We start from the raw sequence: 19,833 nt of genomic DNA on the forward strand, positions 1-19,833 counted from the left end.
TTATGCAATTGTAAATTTTGATAAATAGTGCTATTGAGTCAATAATCTATATAAAATAATGTCTAAACCATTTTATTAAATTCTTTCTGAAGCCTCTTAATAATTCTTTTTTCGAGTCGCGAAATATATGATTGAGATATGCCCAGCATATCCGCTACATCCTTCTGTGTTTTTTCTTCACCGCCTGATAATCCAAATCTCAATTCCATAATTTGTTTTTCTCTGTCATTGAGTGTGAATAATGCCTTTAATAATAGCTTGCGGTCTACATTCGCTTCAATTCTTCTTGTAATAATGTCATCCTCAGTTCCAAGTACGTCTGAAAGTAAGAGCTCATTGCCATCCCAATCAACATTAAGCGGTTCATCAAACGACACTTCTGATCGTGTTTTGTTATTGCGGCGGAGGTACATCAATATTTCGTTTTCAATACATCTGGAAGCATATGTGGCAAGCTTAATCTTCTTCTCAGGATTAAACGTATTTACTGCCTTTATTAATCCTATCGTTCCGATACTGATTAGGTCTTCTATATTTATCCCTGTATTTTCAAACTTTCGGGCAATATAAACTACAAGACGCAGGTTTCGTTCAATTAAAAGGGACTTTGCAGCCTGATCTCCAGATGGTAATTTCTCAAGCAGAAGTGCTTCCTCTTCTTTGCTTAATGGCGGAGGCAGTGCTTCATTTCCTCCGATGTAGTAAATTTCATCCGATTTCAATCCAAGCTTGAATAATAACTTATACCAATACATCGTTAGCTTAAGACGCCATTTGTTGAACATTTTTACTCCCCTTTCACTTCATCTGTTTTTTCTATGACGCTTGTACATGTTGAAGATACATCTTAGGGTGAACTATGCAATCGAATTGACCCTCACTTGATAAAGATGTCCAGCTTAATCCGACAAGACTTTGCGGTGAAGTAATGGGTATGCCATCCTTTTCGATCTCAATCTGGTCTGGCTTTATACATGCAAGAAATTGCTGATGTCCAACTGAACGATACGGCACGATTCTTAACTTGTTTATCCATGGATGTTCTTGATCATCAGTTCCTATCGAAAGAACATCTTTTGCAGCAGATTGGATGGCTTCCGGGAACTTTGTACCGTGAATATTCATGTCTAAAATCATAACGGGCATCTTTGAAATAGGATCGTATAATTTATTGCCAGTATCAATAAGTCCATTTGCAAAAATAATAACTTCTCCAATAGAAATTTTCACTTTGACAAGACTGCTGGAACCCATTTTTTCCACAGTTATGTCGTCCACTCTTTTTTTTGAAAAATACCAAAGTGCAGGTATACCTCCTGCAACAAAAATCCAGCTTACCGGGTCACCCATCCCCGTACTTTTAGTTGAAATAACACCATTCATAATCACTGCATCACTTTGCATAAAATAATGAAGTGCAAATATTCCGCCGCCCGTTACGAACGAAACAAAATAAAACATAGCTACATTTTTCACAACAAATCGTACCCGTTTAAAACCAAAAGCCGTAATCATGATTGCAATGGATAACAAAAACTTCAATAGAGGCTGCGAGAAAACCATAAGTTCCGGATAAACAACTAAAATGACATAACTGGATGCTAGAAGAGAGGCAATAAGGATTCTCTTTTTCGATGCATTGCGCTTTAAGATATATGCTGTTAATGAGATCAATACATAATCAATGCAGAAATTAAGAAACCAAATGACATCCAAATATAGGGTCATTGGTTTTCTCCTTTCTTAATTTTGAAATTAGTATAACGTATAGGTTGTTTGAAAGTCTGTCAGTTTATGAGAGAAGTATTGTTCTTATTTTCTCTAATTTTGTCAAAATAACTTATATACTAGATATACGCTTTAGGGACAAGAATATGCTTATAAAACCAAAAGGCTGTTTACGTAATCTTGGTTGCTATTAGAAGCGGTTGATTTCCGTTACAGGATACTCGCTTTCCGCGGGGTGTGCGGTGAGCTCGTTCGAAGATAATTAAAGATACTGAGTCAAAGAAGCATATTGCTCCTGCGTCTCCAAGATAATTCTATCGAAGAGTGCTTCCTCGTCGCACGCACCTTGCACCCAATCAACTTGTCAATGAAGAGAATAGAATAATGACAATAAGCAACAATCTTTTAGAAAAGAGCTTTTAGAACAATATAAAAAACAAAAAGCATGCTTCCCATTTTGGAAAGCATGCTTAATCTTTTATGATTTATTATCTTCTTCTGTTGCGACTGCGGTTACGTAAGAATGTTGGGATATCCAAAGTATCTGAATCAGCATTTGAATAAGAATTGTTTCTGGATTCAGACTGGTTTTCCTCACGTGATTGCGATTGTGTCTGTCCTTGTGATTGCGGCTGGCTTTGATTAGAGTGAGATTGATTAGAAGCAGGAGATTGCTGCATTCTTGGTCTCTCAGCTCTTTGCTGGTTATTTACAAGCTTTTCGTTCTCGTCAAAACCAGTAGCGATAACAGTAACAAGGATTTCATCTTTTAACTCTTCATTAATTACAGATCCGAAAATCATGTTAACTTCCGGATCAGATGCTGAAGAAACGATATCTGCAGCTTCGTTTACTTCATAGAGGCTCAAATTAGCTCCTCCGGTAATATTCATCAATACACCTTTTGCTCCATCGATTGAAGTTTCTAGAAGCGGAGATGAAATGGCCTTTTTCGCTGCTTCAGCTGCACGGTTTTCACCTGTTCCAACACCGATACCCATAAGTGCCGATCCGCGCTCAGTCATGATTGTCTTAACATCTGCAAAGTCCAGGTTGATTAATCCTGGAACAGCGATCAAGTCAGAAATACCCTGTACCCCTTGACGAAGTACGTTATCTGCTTCACGGAAAGCTTCAAGCATTGGTGTATTCTTATCAACGATTTCAAGTAAACGGTCGTTAGGAATTACGATAAGTGTGTCTACTTTTTCTTTGAATACAGAAATTCCGCCTACTGCCTGTGTAGAACGCTTGCGTCCTTCAAATGTGAAAGGTCTTGTTACAACACCAACTGTGAGTGCGCCTAAATCTTTAGCGATTTCAGCTACAACCGGAGCTGCACCAGTACCGGTTCCTCCACCCATTCCAGCCGTTACGAAGACCATATCCGCTCCAGAAAGAGCTTCTTCGATTTGCTCACGGCTCTCTTCAGCAGCTTTTTTCCCGATATCAGGATTTGCACCTGCTCCAAGTCCTCTTGTCAGTTTCGTACCAATTTGCATCTTTACAGGTGCCTTTGAAAGATTCAAGGCTTGTGCGTCTGTATTAACACAAATAAATTCTACTCCTTGTACTCCATGTTCAATCATTCGGTTAACAGCGTTGCTTCCGCCGCCGCCAACACCAATAACTTTTATCGTTGCCAATTGATCCATATTCATATCAAACTCTAACATGAGCGTTCCTCCTAATGACTAGTTCCTTAAGTTATTCAAAAAATAAGCCAAACCAGTCTTTCACTTTTGATTTCATACCGCCAGGCTGTTTTTCCTGTGCCTGCTTCTGGCTGGACTGTTTTTTCTTTGGTAAAGGTTCCCCTGCATTTTCAGCTAATGCAGAAGCAACTTCTTTTCCTTGTACTTTAATATTTTTGTGTGTAAATTGAATCAGCCCGACTCCTGCCGTGAACTTCGGTTCTCTTACACCGATATAATCAGGCAATGACACTCTTACATTCTGCTGGAAGATATCTTGTGCTAATTCCAGCACTCCTGGAATGGCTGCAACTCCTCCAGTAATAACGAAACCGCCTGGGAGCTCAGAATATCCGCGCTGATGCAATTCATCATCTATCAGTTCAAAAATTTCAGCCATACGGGCCTCAATAATTAGTGACAACTCGTATTGTGAAATTTCCTGTTCCTGTGATGATCCAATCTGAGAAACAGTAAATGTCTCATCTTTAGAAGCATAATCCACAAAAGAATGACCATGTTTCAGCTTAATCTTTTCTGCGTCTTCAGCTGAGGTTCTTAATCCGATTGATATATCTTTCGTAATAAAGTCGCCGCCAATCGGAAGAACAGAGGTCAATTGCATCGTTCCCTGATCAAAAACGGATAATGTGGTTGATCCGCCTCCAATATCAATCAATGCCACTCCAAGCTCCATTTCATCGCGTGAAAGAGCAATAGATGAAGTAGCCAATGGTTCTAAACAAATATCAGCTACTGTAAGTCCTGCTCGCTCCACACAACGAAGTAAGTTATGTAAGATTGTTTTAGAACCGGTAATTACCGTTCCTTCCATTTCCAAACGGACACCCAGCATTCCTCTTGGATCTATTATCTCATCTGTTCCATCAACAATAAACTGCCGTGGAATTACATCAATGATTTCTCGTTCTGGAGGCACTGACATGACTTGAGCTGCCTCTATTACTCTAGCTATATCCTCATCGCCGATTTCCCGATCGTCTCGTGATACCGCTACAACCCCATGACATGGCTGAAGCTGAATGTGGTTTCCTTTCACACCTACTATTACAGCATTAATCGGAATGCCTAACATTCTTTCTGCCTGTTCAACGGCCTTTCTAATGGAACGAACAGTTTCATCAATATCTACAATGGAACCTTTTCTGATTCCAGCTGATTTCGCATGGCCAACACCAATTACATTAAAGGACTCACTAGTCATTTCCCCAATGATCACTTTAATATTGGATGTACCGATGTCTAGACTTACATAAATTTCATTGCTGTTCATTCTGTGGCACCTCCTAACCTTTCATCCATTAAATCTTCATCTATTAACGATGAACAAAATTCCTTCATTTTCGCTTAATTATGGAATAAATTCCACAAACAACGGGTTATCCCTCTTTTTTTTTACCGTTTTTTCAAATTTTTTAGGCCTTTTTACGTGAGTCTGTCCATTTTGAGATTAATAGTCGCCGGATTACAGCAATATTATTAAATAACCTTACACCAAACGCAAAAATTGCGGCTAAATACAGGTCGATACCTAAATGAACACCTAGATAAGCCAATCCGGCAGCCAGTAAAATATTGAAGAAAAAACCTGTAATGAACACTTTATCTTCAAAACTGCCCTGGAGATGAGCACGGATACCTCCAAACAATGTATCCAATGCAGCCAAAACAGCTATTGATAAATAGTTTGAGTATTCAGGAGGGACCCGGATATCAGACATGAAACCCAATAAAAGACCTAATACAAGTCCAAGTACCGGTAACCACATCTTATGTTTCCTCCTTTGCCGGTTTCATAAACTTCACTTTCACATCTTCGTCGTAAGCCGGCAATATCACTTTTGCTGCCGGAGATGATTCTACAAGGAAGTCTTCCCTGATAAACTCTTCAACAGCAGGTGATGCGATGATCTTTTGATGAAGTTTTTCATTGTTTTTTGCCAAAACGTTGATTTGAATAGGAAAATCGGAAATCGGCTTGTTGTTAATATAAATGTCTCCATTTACTTCCCGGATCGGTGTTTTTGATACGATTCGCTGTCCATCAATACTGATTTCTTTTGCATCATACCTGTTTAATTCATTAACAAGTCTTCTAAGCATATCAGGGTCAATCTTTGGCAGAGGGCGATCTACTCCGATTAGCTCGTCTTTAAAAGGTTCGACAGTCATTACGATTCCTTGACCGCTCACCGTAGTTAATCCTGCCTGTTTTTTTAAATCTGCCAATGCTTTTTCCATCGCTTCAATTTTTTCGTCTTTTCCCTCAGTCTGGTACTTATTTAAAAGCTCGCTATAACGATGAAGCTCCTCATTAAGCTCCTGCTGACGCTGTTTTTCTTTTTCCAGATCAGCTCTTAGCTCCCATAGATCGCGAGTGTCTCTAATGATTGGGTTATTCGTGGTCTCAAACTGGATCGCCAGCATACCGCCTATAATGAGGGCTATAGTTGCAAACATGATTTGTCTTTCTTTCAACCTACTCATCCCTCTTCTGTTATAAATGGCTCCATCTCGATCGCGCTTTCTTGTTCCACTCTTACTTCCACACCATCATTTACAATTTTATCTACTATATAAAGATTAAGAGATTTTTCCAGTGCTGATGAATCTCCAATTGCCGTAATAACAAAAGGTGCAGGATACTGATTGCCATCTACAGACACCACCGGTCCTATGCATGCAATATATGTGTCATGCGAGATCCTTTGACCATTTATCGCAATCGCTTCTGCTCCTGAAACATGAAGTTCATCAATAACACTTCTAATATGCTCTTCATGAACGATATAATTATTCGGGTTCTCACCTTCTGGGATATAAGAGGAGTCCTGCAAGGTTACTTCAACTCCCTCCCCTTTCACTTTTACATTCCCTACTACCATTCTAAGTTCTTTCAAATCTTCTACGAGTTTAGAAGAAATCTGTTCCTGATCAGCCAGTTTGTTCTCTTTTTTTTCTACGGTCTGCTGCAGTCCTTTCAACTCGCCTGCCAGCTCACGATTTGTTTTTTGAAGACTCAGTATCTGGCTGCGCAAAGAATCTTCTTTCTTCCACTCGTTCGTTTGAACTGCTTCATTTTTTTCGACTTGTGCTCTTTGATAGGAGAAAGACAAAATGAAACCGGTAACTAGAAGGATAAGAGATAAAAAGAGATGTTTCCCTTTAATTTTCCTCATTTTTCTCCTCCGTAACTTCTCGGTTGTATCGCTCAAATCGGGTACTGATCCCTAAATAAAACGTCCCTTTTTCAGCGGGTTTAATCTCACTTATTAATGATGGATAAGCAGACATTCTTTCGGAAAATTTGGAAATAGAAGTAACGACTTTATTTCCGTCCGTCATAAATAATGTAAGTTTACTAGGATTGTCCGAATCAGGCGTGTGTGTAATTTCTGAAATACGGTGTATAATTCCCTCGGGAAGCTTTTGCAGCTCCTGAGCCATCGTCTCCAGCTGTTCTGGGTCTTCCCAGCTTACAATAACGGGTGCATTAACCGGTCTCTCATTTTTGCTTAGCGGCTTAAGCATCTTTCCGTTTTGAAGCATCGGGTAATATGTATTTTCTTTTTTAAAGTAACCAACACGCTGAAATTCTTTTACGCTGATGATGACATGGTTATAGAATTTTTTTTCAACCGCAACTGAACTTATTTCAGAAATAGAATCAAGTCTTTTCTTAATCTGTCCTTCTGAAATATTTAAATATTTTGTTTCCGTTGAGATCTTGCTTTTTTTCAGAATCTCTGAATCCGTAACAAAGTAGTTTCCTGAAACCGTAATTTTTTTCACGCGGCTTAAATCAGATTGAAAATAAACAACGACCATTAATAACAGGAAGAAAAAGGACAAGTAAAATATCAGGCGGCGATTCGCTTTTTGTTTACGATGTTCTTTCAGCTTCGGGATTCGGTCCTCAATCTTGACAACCTTTACCTTGTCCATCCTCTTCCTCCGATTTATCATATAATACAAGAATAAATCATCAAACCAGCCGTTAACTCAAATAAAAGAACTTGGCTAAAGGACGCCAAGCCTTATATTAATGGCTTATTCTACAGCCAATTTATCAGGATAAACGAATCAGATATCTTCGTTTCAAAACGTCGCCGGTCAGTTTTTTCTTGTTGTCTGTATTATAGCACGGATAAGACCCAATTTAGCACTATTTATCCAATTTTTTGTTATTCATTTCTTCCAATGATCTCAACTTCAGTTTCAATGTCGATTCCATGTTTTTCTTTTATCGTTTTTTGTATAAACCCAATAAGATTTAAAACGTCTTGTGCTTTAGCGTCACCCGTATTCACGATAAAATTTGCATGCATTTCAGAAATTTGCGCACCACCTATTTTTGTTCCCTTCAGACCTAACGATTCAATCAGCTGCCCTGCATAATTAGGAAGCGGGTTGCGGAATACGCTGCCGCAGCATGGAAAGTTCCATGGCTGTGTGTTTCTTCTGTAATCTTTATTTTTCTTAAGTTCAGCCATAATCGTTTCCTTATCGCCTTTTTCCAGCACAAGAACAGCTTCAACACAGATCCCGCCCATTTTTTGAAGAACAGAAGTCCTGTATGAAAAGTCCAGTTCTTCGTTAGACAGCCATTTTAGTTCTCCATCCGGAAAAAGTATTAAAGCTTTTTCAACGATCTGGGACATGTCAGATCCATGGGCTCCAGCATTCATGAAAACAGCTCCTCCTACAGACCCTGGAATGCCTGCTGCGAATTCAAGGCCTGTAAAAGCTTCACGGGACATTAAAGTAGCAAGCGGAATCAGCGAATATCCGCCCCCTACTGTTATCCTGCTGTCCTCTTGCTGGAGATGATTAAGCCCCTCCCCTACTTTGATAACGACACCTTCAATACCTCCATCTGCCACAAGCAGGTTAGAGCCTCTTCCGATTGCACGAATCGGCACATTCGCTTCCTTCATATAAATGATCGCTTTTTTCAATGAGTCAATATTTTTCGGTTCAAAATAAAGATCGGCAGGACCGCCAATTTTTAATGTTGTATGGTTCTTTAATGGTTCATTTAATAAGACAGTGCCTAATTCTTCATTTTTTAATTTTTCTGCTAATTGGTTTATCATGTTAAAACCCCCTACATTCATCCCACATAACTCTATTTATATGCTATGCATTATTCTTTTCCATGTTTAATCTATTCATAAACATTGACTAAGTAGTATTCGAAAGAAATATCCTATTTGTTGCTATTTGTCTTAAGAAAAAGCTGTTTTCTAAAAGATTCACTTCTAACCGGAACAAAGTTTACAAAAACAATATAAGAAAAAGAAGATACCCTGTCATTAAGACAGGGTAACGTTTGAAAGTTCACTATGTTTAGAATAAGAGAATTTCCGTTGAAACTCAAGTATTAATACCGTGCATAACGGCTTATATTCAATATTACTCCAATAGAAGCAAGCATGAGTGTTAGTGATGAACCGCCATAGCTTAAAAACGGAAGTGTTATTCCTGTTACAGGCATAAGTCCCGTAACAACACCAATATTAATCATCACCTGGATGGCAACCATCCCTATAATACCAATAGCTAAAAAGGAACCAAAAAGATCGGGTGCTCCAAGAGCTATTCTGATGCCTCTCCATAACAGTAAGCTAAACAATATTAATACAAAAACTGCCCCGATAAATCCTAATTCCTCTGAAATAATAGCAAAAATAAAATCCGTCTGCGGCTCTGGCAAGTATCCAAACTTTTGCCTGCTTTGTCCGAGTCCAAGACCTAGCAAACCTCCAGGACCTAGCGCATACAGTGATTGAATAATCTGAAACCCGCTTCCTAATGGGTCACTCCATGGATCTATGAAAGAAGTAATTCGTTTAATACGATAAGGAGCTGAAATAATCAATCCTGCCAGGCCGATAAGACCAATAAGCCCCATTCCTACAAAATGTGAAATTCGTGCCCCGGCCACAAAAAGCATGACGATGCTTGTTCCAACCATAACTGCCCCTGTACCGAGATCTGGCTGAAGCATAATCATTCCAAAGGCAACCATCACTAATGAAAGTGTTGGGATCAAGCCTTTTTTCAACGAGGTGATCTTCTTTTGATGTTCAGATAAATATTTTGCCAAGAAGGTTATCATTGCGAGCTTCATAAATTCGGAAGGCTGTATGGAAAAGGCTCCCACACCAATCCAGCTTCTAGCACCTCCCCGAACCATACCAACTCCCGGAATAAGAACAGCGACTAAAAGAAAAAAACAAATGATAAGAAGAATTTTTGACCAGACTCTCCATGTCATATAGTTTACATTCATGATAAAAAACATCGCTGCAATTCCGACTCCGGCAAATAACAGCTGCCGTTTCACAAAGAAGAATGAATCATCCATCTTATACTGTCCCAAGTCAGCACTGGCGCTATAGACCATTATAATTCCGATGGATAGCAGCATAAGCGTAACAATAATCATGATTATATCAGGGGTTGATCTCGTTGCAGGCAAAGGGAACACCTCAACTCTTATTATTTGTACAAACCTTATTTAAGTTTATGCACGGAGTTGATAAACATGTCCCCTCTTTGTTCAAAAGTCTTATATTGGTCCCAGCTTGCACATGCAGGGGAAAGCAATATCACGTCACCATCTTTTGAATGGCTGTATGCCATGGGAACAGCTTCTTCCACATTATCAGCACGTTTTATCGTTTCTATTCCCGCCTGTGTTCCTGCTTCAGCTATTTTTTCAGCAGTTTGGCCAAATGTAACGAGTACTTTGACATTTTTTAATGATGGAATAAGATCATCAAATGAATTTCCTCTGTCAAGCCCTCCTGCTAATAAGATAACGCCATTTTCAAATGCTGAGAGCGCTGCTTTCGTTGCTAATATATTCGTTGCTTTAGAGTCGTTATAAAAACGTCTGCCTGCTACATCTCCCACATATTGAAGTCGATGTGTCACACCTGTGAACGAGGTTAATACATTATTAATCTGGTCAACTGATGCACCTGCAAGCATTGATGCAGAAACTGCTGCCATGATATTTGATAGATTATGCTGACCAGGCAGTACGATGTCTTTCAAATTAATGATCTTGGTTTGCTGGAAATACAACGCATCTTCTAAAATATAAGCTCCGTCTATCATTTGTTTCTTAACAGAGAAATGAATATGCTTCGCTTTAGACAGTTTCATAAGCTCAGATACCCGTTCATCATCTGCATTGTAAATAACGAAGTCATTCTGGTCCTGGTTCTCTGTTATCTTTGCTTTTGCTTGTCCATATTCATCAAGAGAGCCATGATAGTCTAAATGCGCTTCAAACAGATTCAAAAAGACAGAGATTCTCGGTTTGAACTTTTCTGTTCCCATAAGCTGAAAACTGGATAATTCAGCAACAAGTATATCGTTAACAGTAGATTTAGCGGCAACCTCTGAAAAAACAGTTCCAATATTGCCTGCTACAATAGGATTCTTTTCACTGTTTTTTAACATTTCGCCAATGAGCGTAGTTGTCGTCGTTTTTCCATTAGAACCTGTTATTGCGATAATGGAAGCTTCAGATATCAGACCTGCAATCTCTACTTCTGTATAAACAGGTATCTTGCGCTTAAGTGCTTCATCAATTAATGGATTATGATAAGGAATACCAGGATTCTTCACTAAAAAATCTATGTCTCTGTCAAGCAGATTTAGTGGATGTCCGCCGCATTCTACAAAAATACCCATTTCCTCAAGCTCTTCAGCTTCTTTATTCCCTTCTCTTGGCTGTTTGTCATTTACAACAACAGTCGCTCCAAAAGAATGAAGCAGTTTTGCTGCAGCAAAACCGCTTTTGGCCAAACCAACAATTAAAATATTTTTATCTTGAAAAAACGCTAAGTTCTTCATTTAAACCCACACCTCTAAATAAATTCCTAAAGCAGCAAAAACAAGTCCTACCAGCCAGAATGTTACAACGATCCGCCACTCACTCCAGCCTGACAGTTCGTAATGGTGATGAAGCGGGCTCATCTTAAATACCCGTTTGCCTGTCAGCTTAAAAGAGGTAACTTGAATCATAACCGAGAGAGTTTCAATAACAAATACACCACCAATAATGACCAGCAATATTTCCATTTTAGTTAAGATAGCCACAGCACTTATAGCACCCCCGAGCGCCAATGAACCAGTATCACCCATGAACACTTTTGCAGGATGTGCATTAAATACCAAAAATCCTAATACCGCGCCAACCACAGCTACACAAAAGATTGCTGCTTCAAATTGAAGCATGGTTGATGCTAAAACGGCAAAAGCACCAAATGCGATCGCTGCTGTTCCGGCCAACAATCCATCAAGACCATCCGTCAGATTTACTGCGTTAGATGCTCCGATCAGCATAAATAAAACTAAGACAGGATAAAACCAGCCAAGATCGAATGAAAAACCTGTTCCTGGAACACTTACTTCAGTCGTAAAATCAATCATTTTTAGTCCGAAGTAAAAGAGAGCAGCAATAATAAGCTGTCCTACAAGCTTTTGCTTTGATGTTAATCCCAGGTTTCTTTTCTTCACTACTTTAATAAAATCATCTAAAAATCCTATAAGTCCATATCCTAATGTTACAAGGAGCAGTAAATGTGTTTCAGCAGTAACGGTAAAAAATTTAGCAGTCATCGCATATGTAGCAATAACAAGAGCCAATACGATAACTATACCGCCCATTGTTGGTGTTCCTTGTTTCTTCTGATGTGATTTCGGTCCTTCATCACGTATGCTTTGCCCAAATTTCAATCTTCTTAAAAACGGTATAAAGAAGGGTGAGCTAAGCACCGCGATTAAAAAGGATGCAACTAATGTAAAAAGTAAGACTTGCTCAATCATTTTTTCGACTCCTGTTCTTCTTCTATAAATGTAGAAATGAGGGTTTCTAAAGCCATCCCTCTCGATGCTTTAAAAAGAATAGCAGTGTCTTTCGATAATAATTTCCCAATCGGTTCCTGCGCTTCTTCTTTTGTCAGACATGGAGTGACTTCAAGATTTTTTCGTTTCATTTTTTTTAATTCATCAGCGATCCAGGCACCTTTTTCACCGACTGTAATTACATGATTAATAGAAGGATCAACATGAGCGGCTACTCTTCTGTGCATTTCTTCTTCATTTGATCCGAGTTCATACATATCTCCTAATACAGCCGCTTTTGCATTAAAATCATTCAGCTCAGCAAGTGTCGCTAAAGCGGCAATCATGCTCGTTGGGCTTGCATTATAGGCATCGTTAATAAGGAGCGTGCCTTGCTTTCCTTTTTTCAGTTCAAGTCTCATGGAAGTGACCTTTAGATTTTCAAGTCCTTCAAGAATTTTATTTTCCTCTATATTCAAATAATGCCCGATAGCTATCGCATATGCCGCATTTTTAATATTGTGGCGGCCAAGCATAGGTATTCTATAAACAGTTGTCCCTTCTTCTAAAGTAAATGAAACACCTTGTGTGTCAGTTTGCAAGTTAGATAATTTCAGTGTACAAGAGTCTCCAAAACCAACTTGTAAAACATTCTCACCTTTAACATGTGAAAGAAGCGGTTCATCACCATCAATGATGAGCAGACCGCCTTGTTTCAATCCATCTGCAATCTCAAGTTTAGCTTTTGCGATACCTTCGCGGCTGCCAAGCTGTTCAAGATGGCTTTCACCAATGTTAGTTATAACGGCAGCATCTGGTTCTGCAAGTTTGCTCAATAACGAAATCTCATCGAAATTGCTCATGCCCATCTCAAGGATAAGAACTTCTGTTGCTTCATCCATCGCCAGAATTGTAAGCGGAAGACCAATATGATTGTTATAGTTCCCCTGTGTTTTAAATGTTTTAAAATTTGTTGATGATACGCTTTCGATCATATCTTTTGTTGTCGTTTTGCCGTTGCTTCCTGTAACGGCAACAACAACTGGATTAACCTTCTTTAAATAAAATTTAGATATCTTTTGTAAAAAAGCTATTGTATCTGCCGTATAAAGTACAGGGAAGTCATCGGGCAAGCCTGCGGGAAGTTCCTTTCCCTCCTGCCAGATCGTTGCAATACACCCTTGTTTAATGGCATCAAGCAAAAAATCGTGTCCATCAAACCGTTCACCTGCAATAGGCAAGTACAAAGCGTTCTCACTCTTTTGTCTCGTGTCTTTGGAGACACCTTCTAACCATATATTTTCATTTTTACCGGATGAGCGGTCTGCTAATACGACCAGTTCTTTTATATCCAGTTTCATTTCTTCACCGCCTTAATCGCGTCCCGAGCAACGATTCTATCATCGAAATCAAACACGTCTTTTCCAATTATCTGATATGCCTCATGTCCCTTACCGGCAATTAGTATAACATCATTTGTTTTTGCGCGTTCAACCGCATATTCAATTGCTTTTTTCCGGTCTGGAATTGTAACGTAATTACCTTCATCTGCTCCTTCTTCCATATCTCTTAAAATCTGAAGTGGATCTTCCGTACGGGGATTATCACTTGTGAAAATAGCTGAATCTGCTAAATCAGCAGCAATTCCTGCCATTATAGGCCGTTTTGTTTTATCACGGTCTCCGCCGCATCCAACAATAGCAGTAATTCTTCCCTTTGCAAACTCCTTAATTGTTCTTAATACGTTTTCTAAGCTGTCAGGTGTATGTGCATAATCTACGATAACAGTAAAATCCTGCCCGGCTATAACAGGTTCAAACCTGCCGGATACACCTGTAACCTCTTCAAGAGAAGAAATGATCTGATCGAGTTCCAGTCCTGATAATAGACAAGCTGCAGTTGCTGCTAAGAAGTTGTAGACGGAAAACTTACCGATCAGCTTCAAAGTAACTTCTCTCGAACCTCTAGGTGTCTGGAGTGTAAAGCTAGTCCCTTGAGAACCTATTGTAATATTCGTTGCACGTACATCACTTTCATTATCGATGCCATATGAAATAACTTGTGCAGAAGTAACTCTCTCAAACATTTTTGAAGCAGGATCATCATTGTTTAAGACAGCCACCTTCCTGTCAGCTTTGTTATAAGTATTTCCCATTTGAGAGAACAAAAGACTTTTAGCAAACTGATATTCTTCCATATTTTTATGGTAATCCAGGTGATCCTGTGTAAGATTCGTAAAAATGGCAATATCAAAATCACAGCCCCAGACCCTGCCCTGATCAAGCGCGTGTGATGAAACTTCCATAACAGCAGCATCTACATTTTCCTGTGTCATTCTGTAAAATGCATGCTGAAGAAATAAAGAATCAGGAGTAGTATTTGCTACTTTAAAGCTTTGGTCTTTGATCTTCATCTCAATAGTACCGATCATCCCGGTGCTTTTGCCTGCATCACGAAAAACCTTTTCAATCAAGTGAGAAGTAGTTGTCTTGCCATTTGTACCTGTTATCCCAATCAAGTGCAATTTTTGTGAAGGATGTCCAAAGAAAGCATCCGCTAAAACTGCCATTGCTTTTTTAGAGTTCTTCACTTTTATAACTGGTATGTTTACATCAATATCCTTCTCAGCTAAAATTGCTGCTGCCCCGTTCTTTGCAGCTGTTCCAGCAAAATCATGGCCGTCAAATATTAATCCTTCTATGCAAACAAAAAGACAGCCTTTACCCGTTTTCCTCGAGTCCATTTCAATGGAGGTTATCTCAGGATTGGCTTCAATATCCATTTCATAATTCACTAAATATGTAAGCAAGTCTTTTAATTCCATTAATCCTGACCTCTCCTCTAATCATCGTTAGAAAATCCAACATTTAAGTAAAATAAGCCAAGGCAAAATTACGCACTTGGCTATGTGTACATCTTTCATTTTAATCTTCCACTTCTTTTTTGTCACCCAAAAATAAACGAATAGTCTTGCCTGCCTGAAGCTTAACCCCTGCTTGCGGAGCTTGCTGAACGATGTAATTTCCTTTGCCGGATGTTTCAATTTTTAAATTGTATAAAAGGTTTGTCAGCTCCTTCGTTTTCTTTCCTACTAAATCGGGAACTACAACCTCTGGTGCATCAAGCCATGTTTTTTCTTTTTCTATCTGGCCTTTTTGCTTTTTGACTCCCATAGCTGAAAGACTATCTTCAATGATGTTGCCGACGATTGGTGCAGCTACTATTCCCCCGAACTGCAATGTTTCTTTTGGGTTATCGATGGCAACATAGACGACGATCTCTGGCTTGTTAGCAGGAGCCATTCCAATAAATGAAACGATATGATTATTTTTTAAGTAGACGCCGCCTTCTGCTTTTTGGGCTGTACCTGTTTTTCCTCCAACACGGTAGCCATCTACAAAAGCATTTTTCCCTGTTCCTTGTGCAACTACACTTTCTAATGCATGTCTGACTTCTTTAGATGTTTCTTCAGATATAACTTTTCTTTTAAGTTTAGGGGTTTGCTTACTGACCACTTTACCCGTAACTGGGTCTACTAACTCTTTAGCTATATATGGTTCGTACAAATAACCCCCATTTACGGCCGCAGAGACGGCTGCAACTTGCTGGATCGGCGTAACTGATACCCCTTGGCCAAAAGCAGTAGTTGCCAATTCTAGCGGTCCTACGCGATCAAGCGGAAATAAGATCCCTTTACCTTCACCCGCAAGGTCAACTCCCGTTTTCTCACCAAATCCAAAATCTTTAATATAAGAGAACAGTTTATCTTTTCCTAATCGTTGACCTAAAATTACAAATCCCGGGTTACAGGAATTTTGTACTCCTTCTAAAAAACTCTGGCTTCCATGGCCTCCAGCCTTCCAGCACTTCAACTTTCTTCCTGCCACTTCTATCGAGCCAGGATCATGGAAATGGTCATTTTCAAGGTCAACTTTGCCTTCCTCGAGTGCTGCTGCCAGTGTGATGATCTTAAATGTAGAACCAGGTTCATATTGTGCCCATACCGGCAAGTTTCGGTTATATACTTCAGGAGCAACACGTTTGTATTCTTCCGGATCAAAATCCGGTCTTGAGCTCATTCCTAAAATTTCACCCGTATTCGGGTTCATCGCGATTGCAATGGCACCATCTGCATTGTAGGTGGCTTGCGCAATATCTAATTCACGTTCAATGATCGTTTGAACCCTCGAATCTGTTGTAAGGCGAAGATCATATCCGTCCTTTGGTTTCTCATATTTATCCGATAAGGATGGCATTCTCCTGCCACGGGCATCTGAGAAAAACGAAACATGCCCTTTTTTTCCGTTCAATTGGTCATCATAATATAATTCAAGGCCTGTTAAACCCTGGCTGTCTATGCCAGCAAAGCCCAACACATGGGAAAGGTAAGACCCATATGGATAATGTCTTTTGCTGTCTTCGGCGACAAAAACTCCTGGAAGATTTAAAGCTTCAACTTCTTTTGCTTTGTTGTTGCTTATTTTCCTGCCCCCATTATCAATTCTTACAATCGATTCTTTTTTTGTTATCCTTTTATACACTTCTGTTTTTGATATGTTCAGAACTGCTGCAAGTTTTTCCGATGTTTCATCTGGTTTTTTTACTTGTCTCGGAACAACAAATACGGTTGGAGCACTAATGTTTGTAGCGAGAACTACATCATTCCTGTCGAGTATCTTTCCCCTTTTAGGTTCAAAAGGTATATTCCGGCTCCAAGAATCAAGTGCCTGATCCGTAAGCATATTTCCTAATACAAATTGTACATATCCAAGCCGTACGGATATGACAAAGAAAAAAGCTAGTCCAAAAACAAGAACAAAAATTAAGCGCCTGCGTACTGTCACATTTGAAACTCGCACACATGATACCTCCCCTGTATGGTTCGTTTCAAATATATGCTTGTACACAAGCGCATAGAACATATTGCTGTACTTAATCCGTTACGACCGGCTCCTCTTCACCGCTGCTTTGCTCTGATTCTTCGGTATTTTCTTCTTTATTCTCTTTTTTATTTTCTGATACCGGTTCAGTTTCTTTCGGCGGTTCAAGCTGAACGACGAGGAAATCCCCCTCTTTCACCGGATTTCCGGCTTTAACGTTTTGTTTAACCCCGAACCCGCTGCCTGTGATCGTTTCCTTCAACCCCAGTATCTTGCTTAAACGCAATATATCCATGTAGGACCAGTTTGTTAAATCAGGCATTTTGGCATCACCGGAAGTACGAAGAATGACACGTTCACCTTTTATGACATAAGCACCTTCATAAGGTTCCTGCTTTATTACCTCATCATCAGATCCGACAATCGATACTTGCATGCCTAACTTTTCAAGCTCGGACTTAGCTTCTTTAGCTGACTGTCCCGTGTAATTCGGCAGCTCTTTTCCGTATGATTTCTTAGGCTTTGTTCTACTTTGCTGTTCTTTTTCTTCTGGCTGGATATTTAAGTATTGCAGACTGCTTTTCATTACGCTAGTAAAAATGTTAGCAGTCGGAGTGGATCCCATTTCTGGAAACTCAACCTTTGGTCTTTCAACCGAAACATAGACTAGAAGTTTAGGATCATCCTTCGGCGCCATTCCGATAAAAGAGAATATATTTTCTCCCCACCCGGAAATGTATCTGCCGTCTTTTCCTGGTATTTGAGCGGTACCCGTTTTTCCAGCTACACTATATCCATCTATCATGTATGGTTTTCCAGTTCCTTCTGTTACGACTGTTCCTAAGATATCTCTTACTTGCTTCGCAGTGTCTTCAGATATTGGCTTGCCTTTCACTTTCGGCTCATTATCTAAAACAGTTTCTTTTGTCTCAGGGTTCATAATCTTGTCCACGACATATGGCTGCATCATTTTGCCGCCGTTGGCTATCGCTGTTGCTGCCTGTATTTGCTGGATTGGCGTAATGGTTGAACCTTGACCAAAGGCAGTCGTTATTTTTTCAATCTCATAGTTATATAGAATAGAACCGTTTTTCTCGTTGGGAAGATCAATATTCGTTTTTTGATCCAAACCAAATTTTGAGATATAGCTTCTGAATTTTTCATAGCCTAATTTTTCACGGACGATTTTTGAAAATGCTACGTTAGAAGAGTTCTGCACCCCTTCATTGTAAGTGATCGTACCCCACCCTTTTCGGTTATGATCACTAATCGGTCTATTGCCAGGGATTTTATACGACCCTGACTGAAATGTTTCATTCCCGTTATAAGCACCTTCTTCAATGGCTGCAGCCAATGTAAAGATCTTCATCGTAGAACCAGGTTCAAACGCGTCAGATATAGCAAAATTCGTATAGTTGTCAATGTCCTTTTCATTTGGATTAAATGAAGGATAATTGGTCATCGCCAGAATTCTGCCTGTTTTAGGATCTGCTACAATCCCCGTGATTTTTTTCGGCTCATATTCTTTCGCTGCTTCCTGCACAGCTTCATCCAAATAGAGCTGTATTTTTTCATCGAGTGTCAGATAAACATCCTGTCCATGCTTTGGTTTTTGAATAGATTCTTTATTCGCTGGTATAGCACGGCTGAATGCATCACCAAGGAAAGTAATCTTTCCGTCTTTTTCCTGGAGGTATTTATCCAAAAGTTTCTCCAGACCCATCAAACCAGCCTGAACACCCTTCTCGCCGTTTCCTGTATACCCAATAACATGGGAAGCAAATGTCTGATTCGGGTAATATCTTCTGGATTCTCTCAGGAAATCGATTCCAGGAATTTTCAGTTTTTCAATCTGTTCCTTTTTCCTGTACGATACCTTTCTTCCTGCAGGCAGCTCTACTTGAAAGCGTCCCTCTTTACTTAAAAGCTCGACAAGCTTTTCTTTATCAGTATCCAAAACCCCTGCTAATTTTTCAGCAGCTGTTTCGGGATCCTTAATGTGATTTGGATAATTTTTGTCGAGAATCGCTATTACACTATAAGAAGGAATATCCTGTGCAATTACTTCACCGTTTCTGTCAAACATCGTTCCTCGCTTTGCATCAAGTACATCGCTCTTCAGCCATTTCCTTTTTCCGTAATCAATTAGATCTACCCCTTCAGCTGATTGAGAAGATGCAACGAGGAAAAACTTGCCTGTTAATACAAAAAAGAGCACGGTAAACAAAACCATAAGAATACCTGCTCCAACATTTTTTCTTTTTAGTTTCATAACAACACCTGCTTAATTAGTCCTGAACCACTTTTACATTCTTATCATCAAAAATAAAACCCTGTTCTTTCGCGATTTTCATGATGCGCTCTGGGTTGCTCAATTCAGTCACTTGAAGGTGATAGTCTTCAACGATTTTTGTTTCTGCAGCGATATCTCTTTGAATGGTCTCTACCTTAGCAGTCGCTTGGTAAACAGATGCATAAAGCGAAATAAGCCAAACGAGCCCGGCTACTAAAACAACCCCCATAATTCCCCATAGCATAACTTCGCCCTTTGTAAACAGCTTGCGTGAAGGCTGTTCAACCGGTCTAGGATTTCTTTGTGTTTGTATCTGTTGTTTTTGAACTTGATATGCTAAATTGCTCAAAAC

17 protein-coding genes are annotated in these 19,833 nt (G+C 39.5%); all 17 read right to left on the reverse strand.

Translation table 11 applies throughout. The features are described from left to right. Window positions 1-62 precede the first annotated feature (62 nt). Window positions 63-785, reverse strand: a complete 723-nt coding sequence (gene sigE, locus M3196_RS11335; protein ID WP_251322411.1) for an RNA polymerase sporulation sigma factor SigE — start codon at window positions 783-785, stop codon at window positions 63-65. Window positions 786-816: 31 nt separating this feature from the next. Next, complete coding sequence (spoIIGA, locus tag M3196_RS11340; RefSeq protein ID WP_251322412.1) at window positions 817-1,728, reverse strand: sigma-E processing peptidase SpoIIGA; 912 nt, start codon at window positions 1,726-1,728, stop codon at window positions 817-819. A gap of 488 nt (window positions 1,729-2,216) precedes the next feature. Then, complete coding sequence (gene ftsZ / locus M3196_RS11345) at window positions 2,217-3,404, reverse strand: cell division protein FtsZ (RefSeq protein ID WP_251322413.1); 1,188 nt, start codon at window positions 3,402-3,404, stop codon at window positions 2,217-2,219. 31 nt (window positions 3,405-3,435) lie between these two features. Continuing rightward, window positions 3,436-4,716 (reverse strand): cell division protein FtsA, encoded by a 1,281-nt coding sequence (gene ftsA, locus M3196_RS11350; RefSeq protein ID WP_251322414.1) that lies wholly within the window; start codon window positions 4,714-4,716, stop codon window positions 3,436-3,438. A 142-nt stretch (window positions 4,717-4,858) separates the two neighbouring features. Continuing rightward, on the reverse strand, window positions 4,859-5,212 hold the full coding sequence (locus M3196_RS11355; protein ID WP_251322415.1) for a small basic family protein: 354 nt from the start codon (window positions 5,210-5,212) through the stop codon (window positions 4,859-4,861). 1 nt (window position 5,213) lies between these two features. Then, on the reverse strand, window positions 5,214-5,921 hold the full coding sequence (locus M3196_RS11360; RefSeq protein ID WP_251322416.1) for a DUF881 domain-containing protein: 708 nt from the start codon (window positions 5,919-5,921) through the stop codon (window positions 5,214-5,216). A 5-nt stretch (window positions 5,922-5,926) separates the two neighbouring features. Then, a complete protein-coding gene (locus M3196_RS11365) occupies window positions 5,927-6,613 on the reverse strand; it encodes a DUF881 domain-containing protein (RefSeq protein WP_251322575.1) in 687 nt (228 codons plus the stop codon). Further along, on the reverse strand, window positions 6,609-7,388 hold the full coding sequence (locus M3196_RS11370; protein WP_251322417.1) for a cell division protein FtsQ/DivIB: 780 nt from the start codon (window positions 7,386-7,388) through the stop codon (window positions 6,609-6,611). Before M3196_RS11370 ends, M3196_RS11365 begins: the two co-directional genes overlap by 5 nt. A gap of 239 nt (window positions 7,389-7,627) precedes the next feature. Further along, complete coding sequence (murB, locus tag M3196_RS11375) at window positions 7,628-8,536, reverse strand: UDP-N-acetylmuramate dehydrogenase (protein ID WP_251322576.1); 909 nt, start codon at window positions 8,534-8,536, stop codon at window positions 7,628-7,630. A gap of 290 nt (window positions 8,537-8,826) precedes the next feature. Beyond that, window positions 8,827-9,894 carry a stage V sporulation protein E gene (gene spoVE, locus M3196_RS11380; RefSeq protein ID WP_425310995.1) on the reverse strand — a complete coding sequence of 356 codons (1,068 nt, stop codon included), beginning with the start codon at window positions 9,892-9,894 and terminating at the stop codon, window positions 8,827-8,829. Between the two features lie 68 nt (window positions 9,895-9,962). Beyond that, entirely contained in the window at window positions 9,963-11,315 is a 1,353-nt protein-coding gene (gene murD / locus M3196_RS11385; RefSeq protein WP_251322419.1) for a UDP-N-acetylmuramoyl-L-alanine--D-glutamate ligase, read from the reverse strand. Next, window positions 11,316-12,290 carry a phospho-N-acetylmuramoyl-pentapeptide-transferase gene (gene mraY, locus M3196_RS11390; RefSeq protein ID WP_251322420.1) on the reverse strand — a complete coding sequence of 325 codons (975 nt, stop codon included), beginning with the start codon at window positions 12,288-12,290 and terminating at the stop codon, window positions 11,316-11,318. Continuing rightward, the gene (locus tag M3196_RS11395) at window positions 12,287-13,669 is read right to left on the reverse strand and encodes a UDP-N-acetylmuramoyl-tripeptide--D-alanyl-D-alanine ligase (protein ID WP_251322421.1); all 1,383 of its coding nucleotides are present in this window, start codon (window positions 13,667-13,669) and stop codon (window positions 12,287-12,289) included. Before M3196_RS11395 ends, mraY begins: the two co-directional genes overlap by 4 nt. Beyond that, window positions 13,666-15,132, reverse strand: coding sequence for a UDP-N-acetylmuramoyl-L-alanyl-D-glutamate--2,6-diaminopimelate ligase (locus M3196_RS11400; protein WP_251322422.1), 1,467 nt, complete (start codon window positions 15,130-15,132; stop codon window positions 13,666-13,668). The genes M3196_RS11395 and M3196_RS11400 overlap by 4 nt, the downstream gene beginning before the upstream one ends. Before the next feature lie 100 nt (window positions 15,133-15,232). Further along, window positions 15,233-17,167 carry a stage V sporulation protein D gene (locus M3196_RS11405; RefSeq protein WP_251322423.1) on the reverse strand — a complete coding sequence of 645 codons (1,935 nt, stop codon included), beginning with the start codon at window positions 17,165-17,167 and terminating at the stop codon, window positions 15,233-15,235. Between the two features lie 73 nt (window positions 17,168-17,240). Then, complete coding sequence (locus M3196_RS11410; RefSeq protein ID WP_251322424.1) at window positions 17,241-19,460, reverse strand: penicillin-binding protein; 2,220 nt, start codon at window positions 19,458-19,460, stop codon at window positions 17,241-17,243. A gap of 16 nt (window positions 19,461-19,476) precedes the next feature. After that, window positions 19,477-19,830, reverse strand: coding sequence for a cell division protein FtsL (ftsL, locus tag M3196_RS11415; protein WP_251322425.1), 354 nt, complete (start codon window positions 19,828-19,830; stop codon window positions 19,477-19,479). Between the last annotated feature and the right edge of the window lie 3 nt (window positions 19,831-19,833).

It is taken from the genome of Fictibacillus nanhaiensis (assembly GCF_023715445.1).
In the GTDB taxonomy this organism is placed as follows: Bacteria; Bacillota; Bacilli; order Bacillales; family Fictibacillaceae; genus Fictibacillus; species Fictibacillus nanhaiensis_D.

Bases quoted from the DNA above. Each gene is read 5' to 3' on its own strand.
- sigE (WP_251322411.1), bottom strand. From the start codon at position 785: ATGTTCAACAAATGGCGTCTTAAGCTAACGATGTATTGGTATAAGTTA.
- spoIIGA (WP_251322412.1), bottom strand. From the start codon at position 1,728: ATGACCCTATATTTGGATGTCATTTGGTTTCTTAATTTCTGCATTGAT.
- ftsZ (WP_251322413.1), bottom strand. From the start codon at position 3,404: ATGTTAGAGTTTGATATGAATATGGATCAATTGGCAACGATAAAAGTT.
- ftsA (WP_251322414.1), bottom strand. From the start codon at position 4,716: ATGAACAGCAATGAAATTTATGTAAGTCTAGACATCGGTACATCCAAT.
- M3196_RS11355 (WP_251322415.1), bottom strand. From the start codon at position 5,212: ATGTGGTTACCGGTACTTGGACTTGTATTAGGTCTTTTATTGGGTTTC.
- M3196_RS11370 (WP_251322417.1), bottom strand. From the start codon at position 7,388: ATGGACAAGGTAAAGGTTGTCAAGATTGAGGACCGAATCCCGAAGCTG.
- spoVE (WP_425310995.1), bottom strand. From the start codon at position 9,894: ATGATTATTGTTACGCTTATGCTGCTATCCATCGGAATTATAATGGTC.
- murD (WP_251322419.1), bottom strand. From the start codon at position 11,315: ATGAAGAACTTAGCGTTTTTTCAAGATAAAAATATTTTAATTGTTGGT.
- mraY (WP_251322420.1), bottom strand. From the start codon at position 12,290: ATGATTGAGCAAGTCTTACTTTTTACATTAGTTGCATCCTTTTTAATC.
- M3196_RS11395 (WP_251322421.1), bottom strand. From the start codon at position 13,669: ATGAAACTGGATATAAAAGAACTGGTCGTATTAGCAGACCGCTCATCC.
- M3196_RS11400 (WP_251322422.1), bottom strand. From the start codon at position 15,132: ATGGAATTAAAAGACTTGCTTACATATTTAGTGAATTATGAAATGGAT.
- M3196_RS11410 (WP_251322424.1), bottom strand. From the start codon at position 19,460: ATGAAACTAAAAAGAAAAAATGTTGGAGCAGGTATTCTTATGGTTTTG.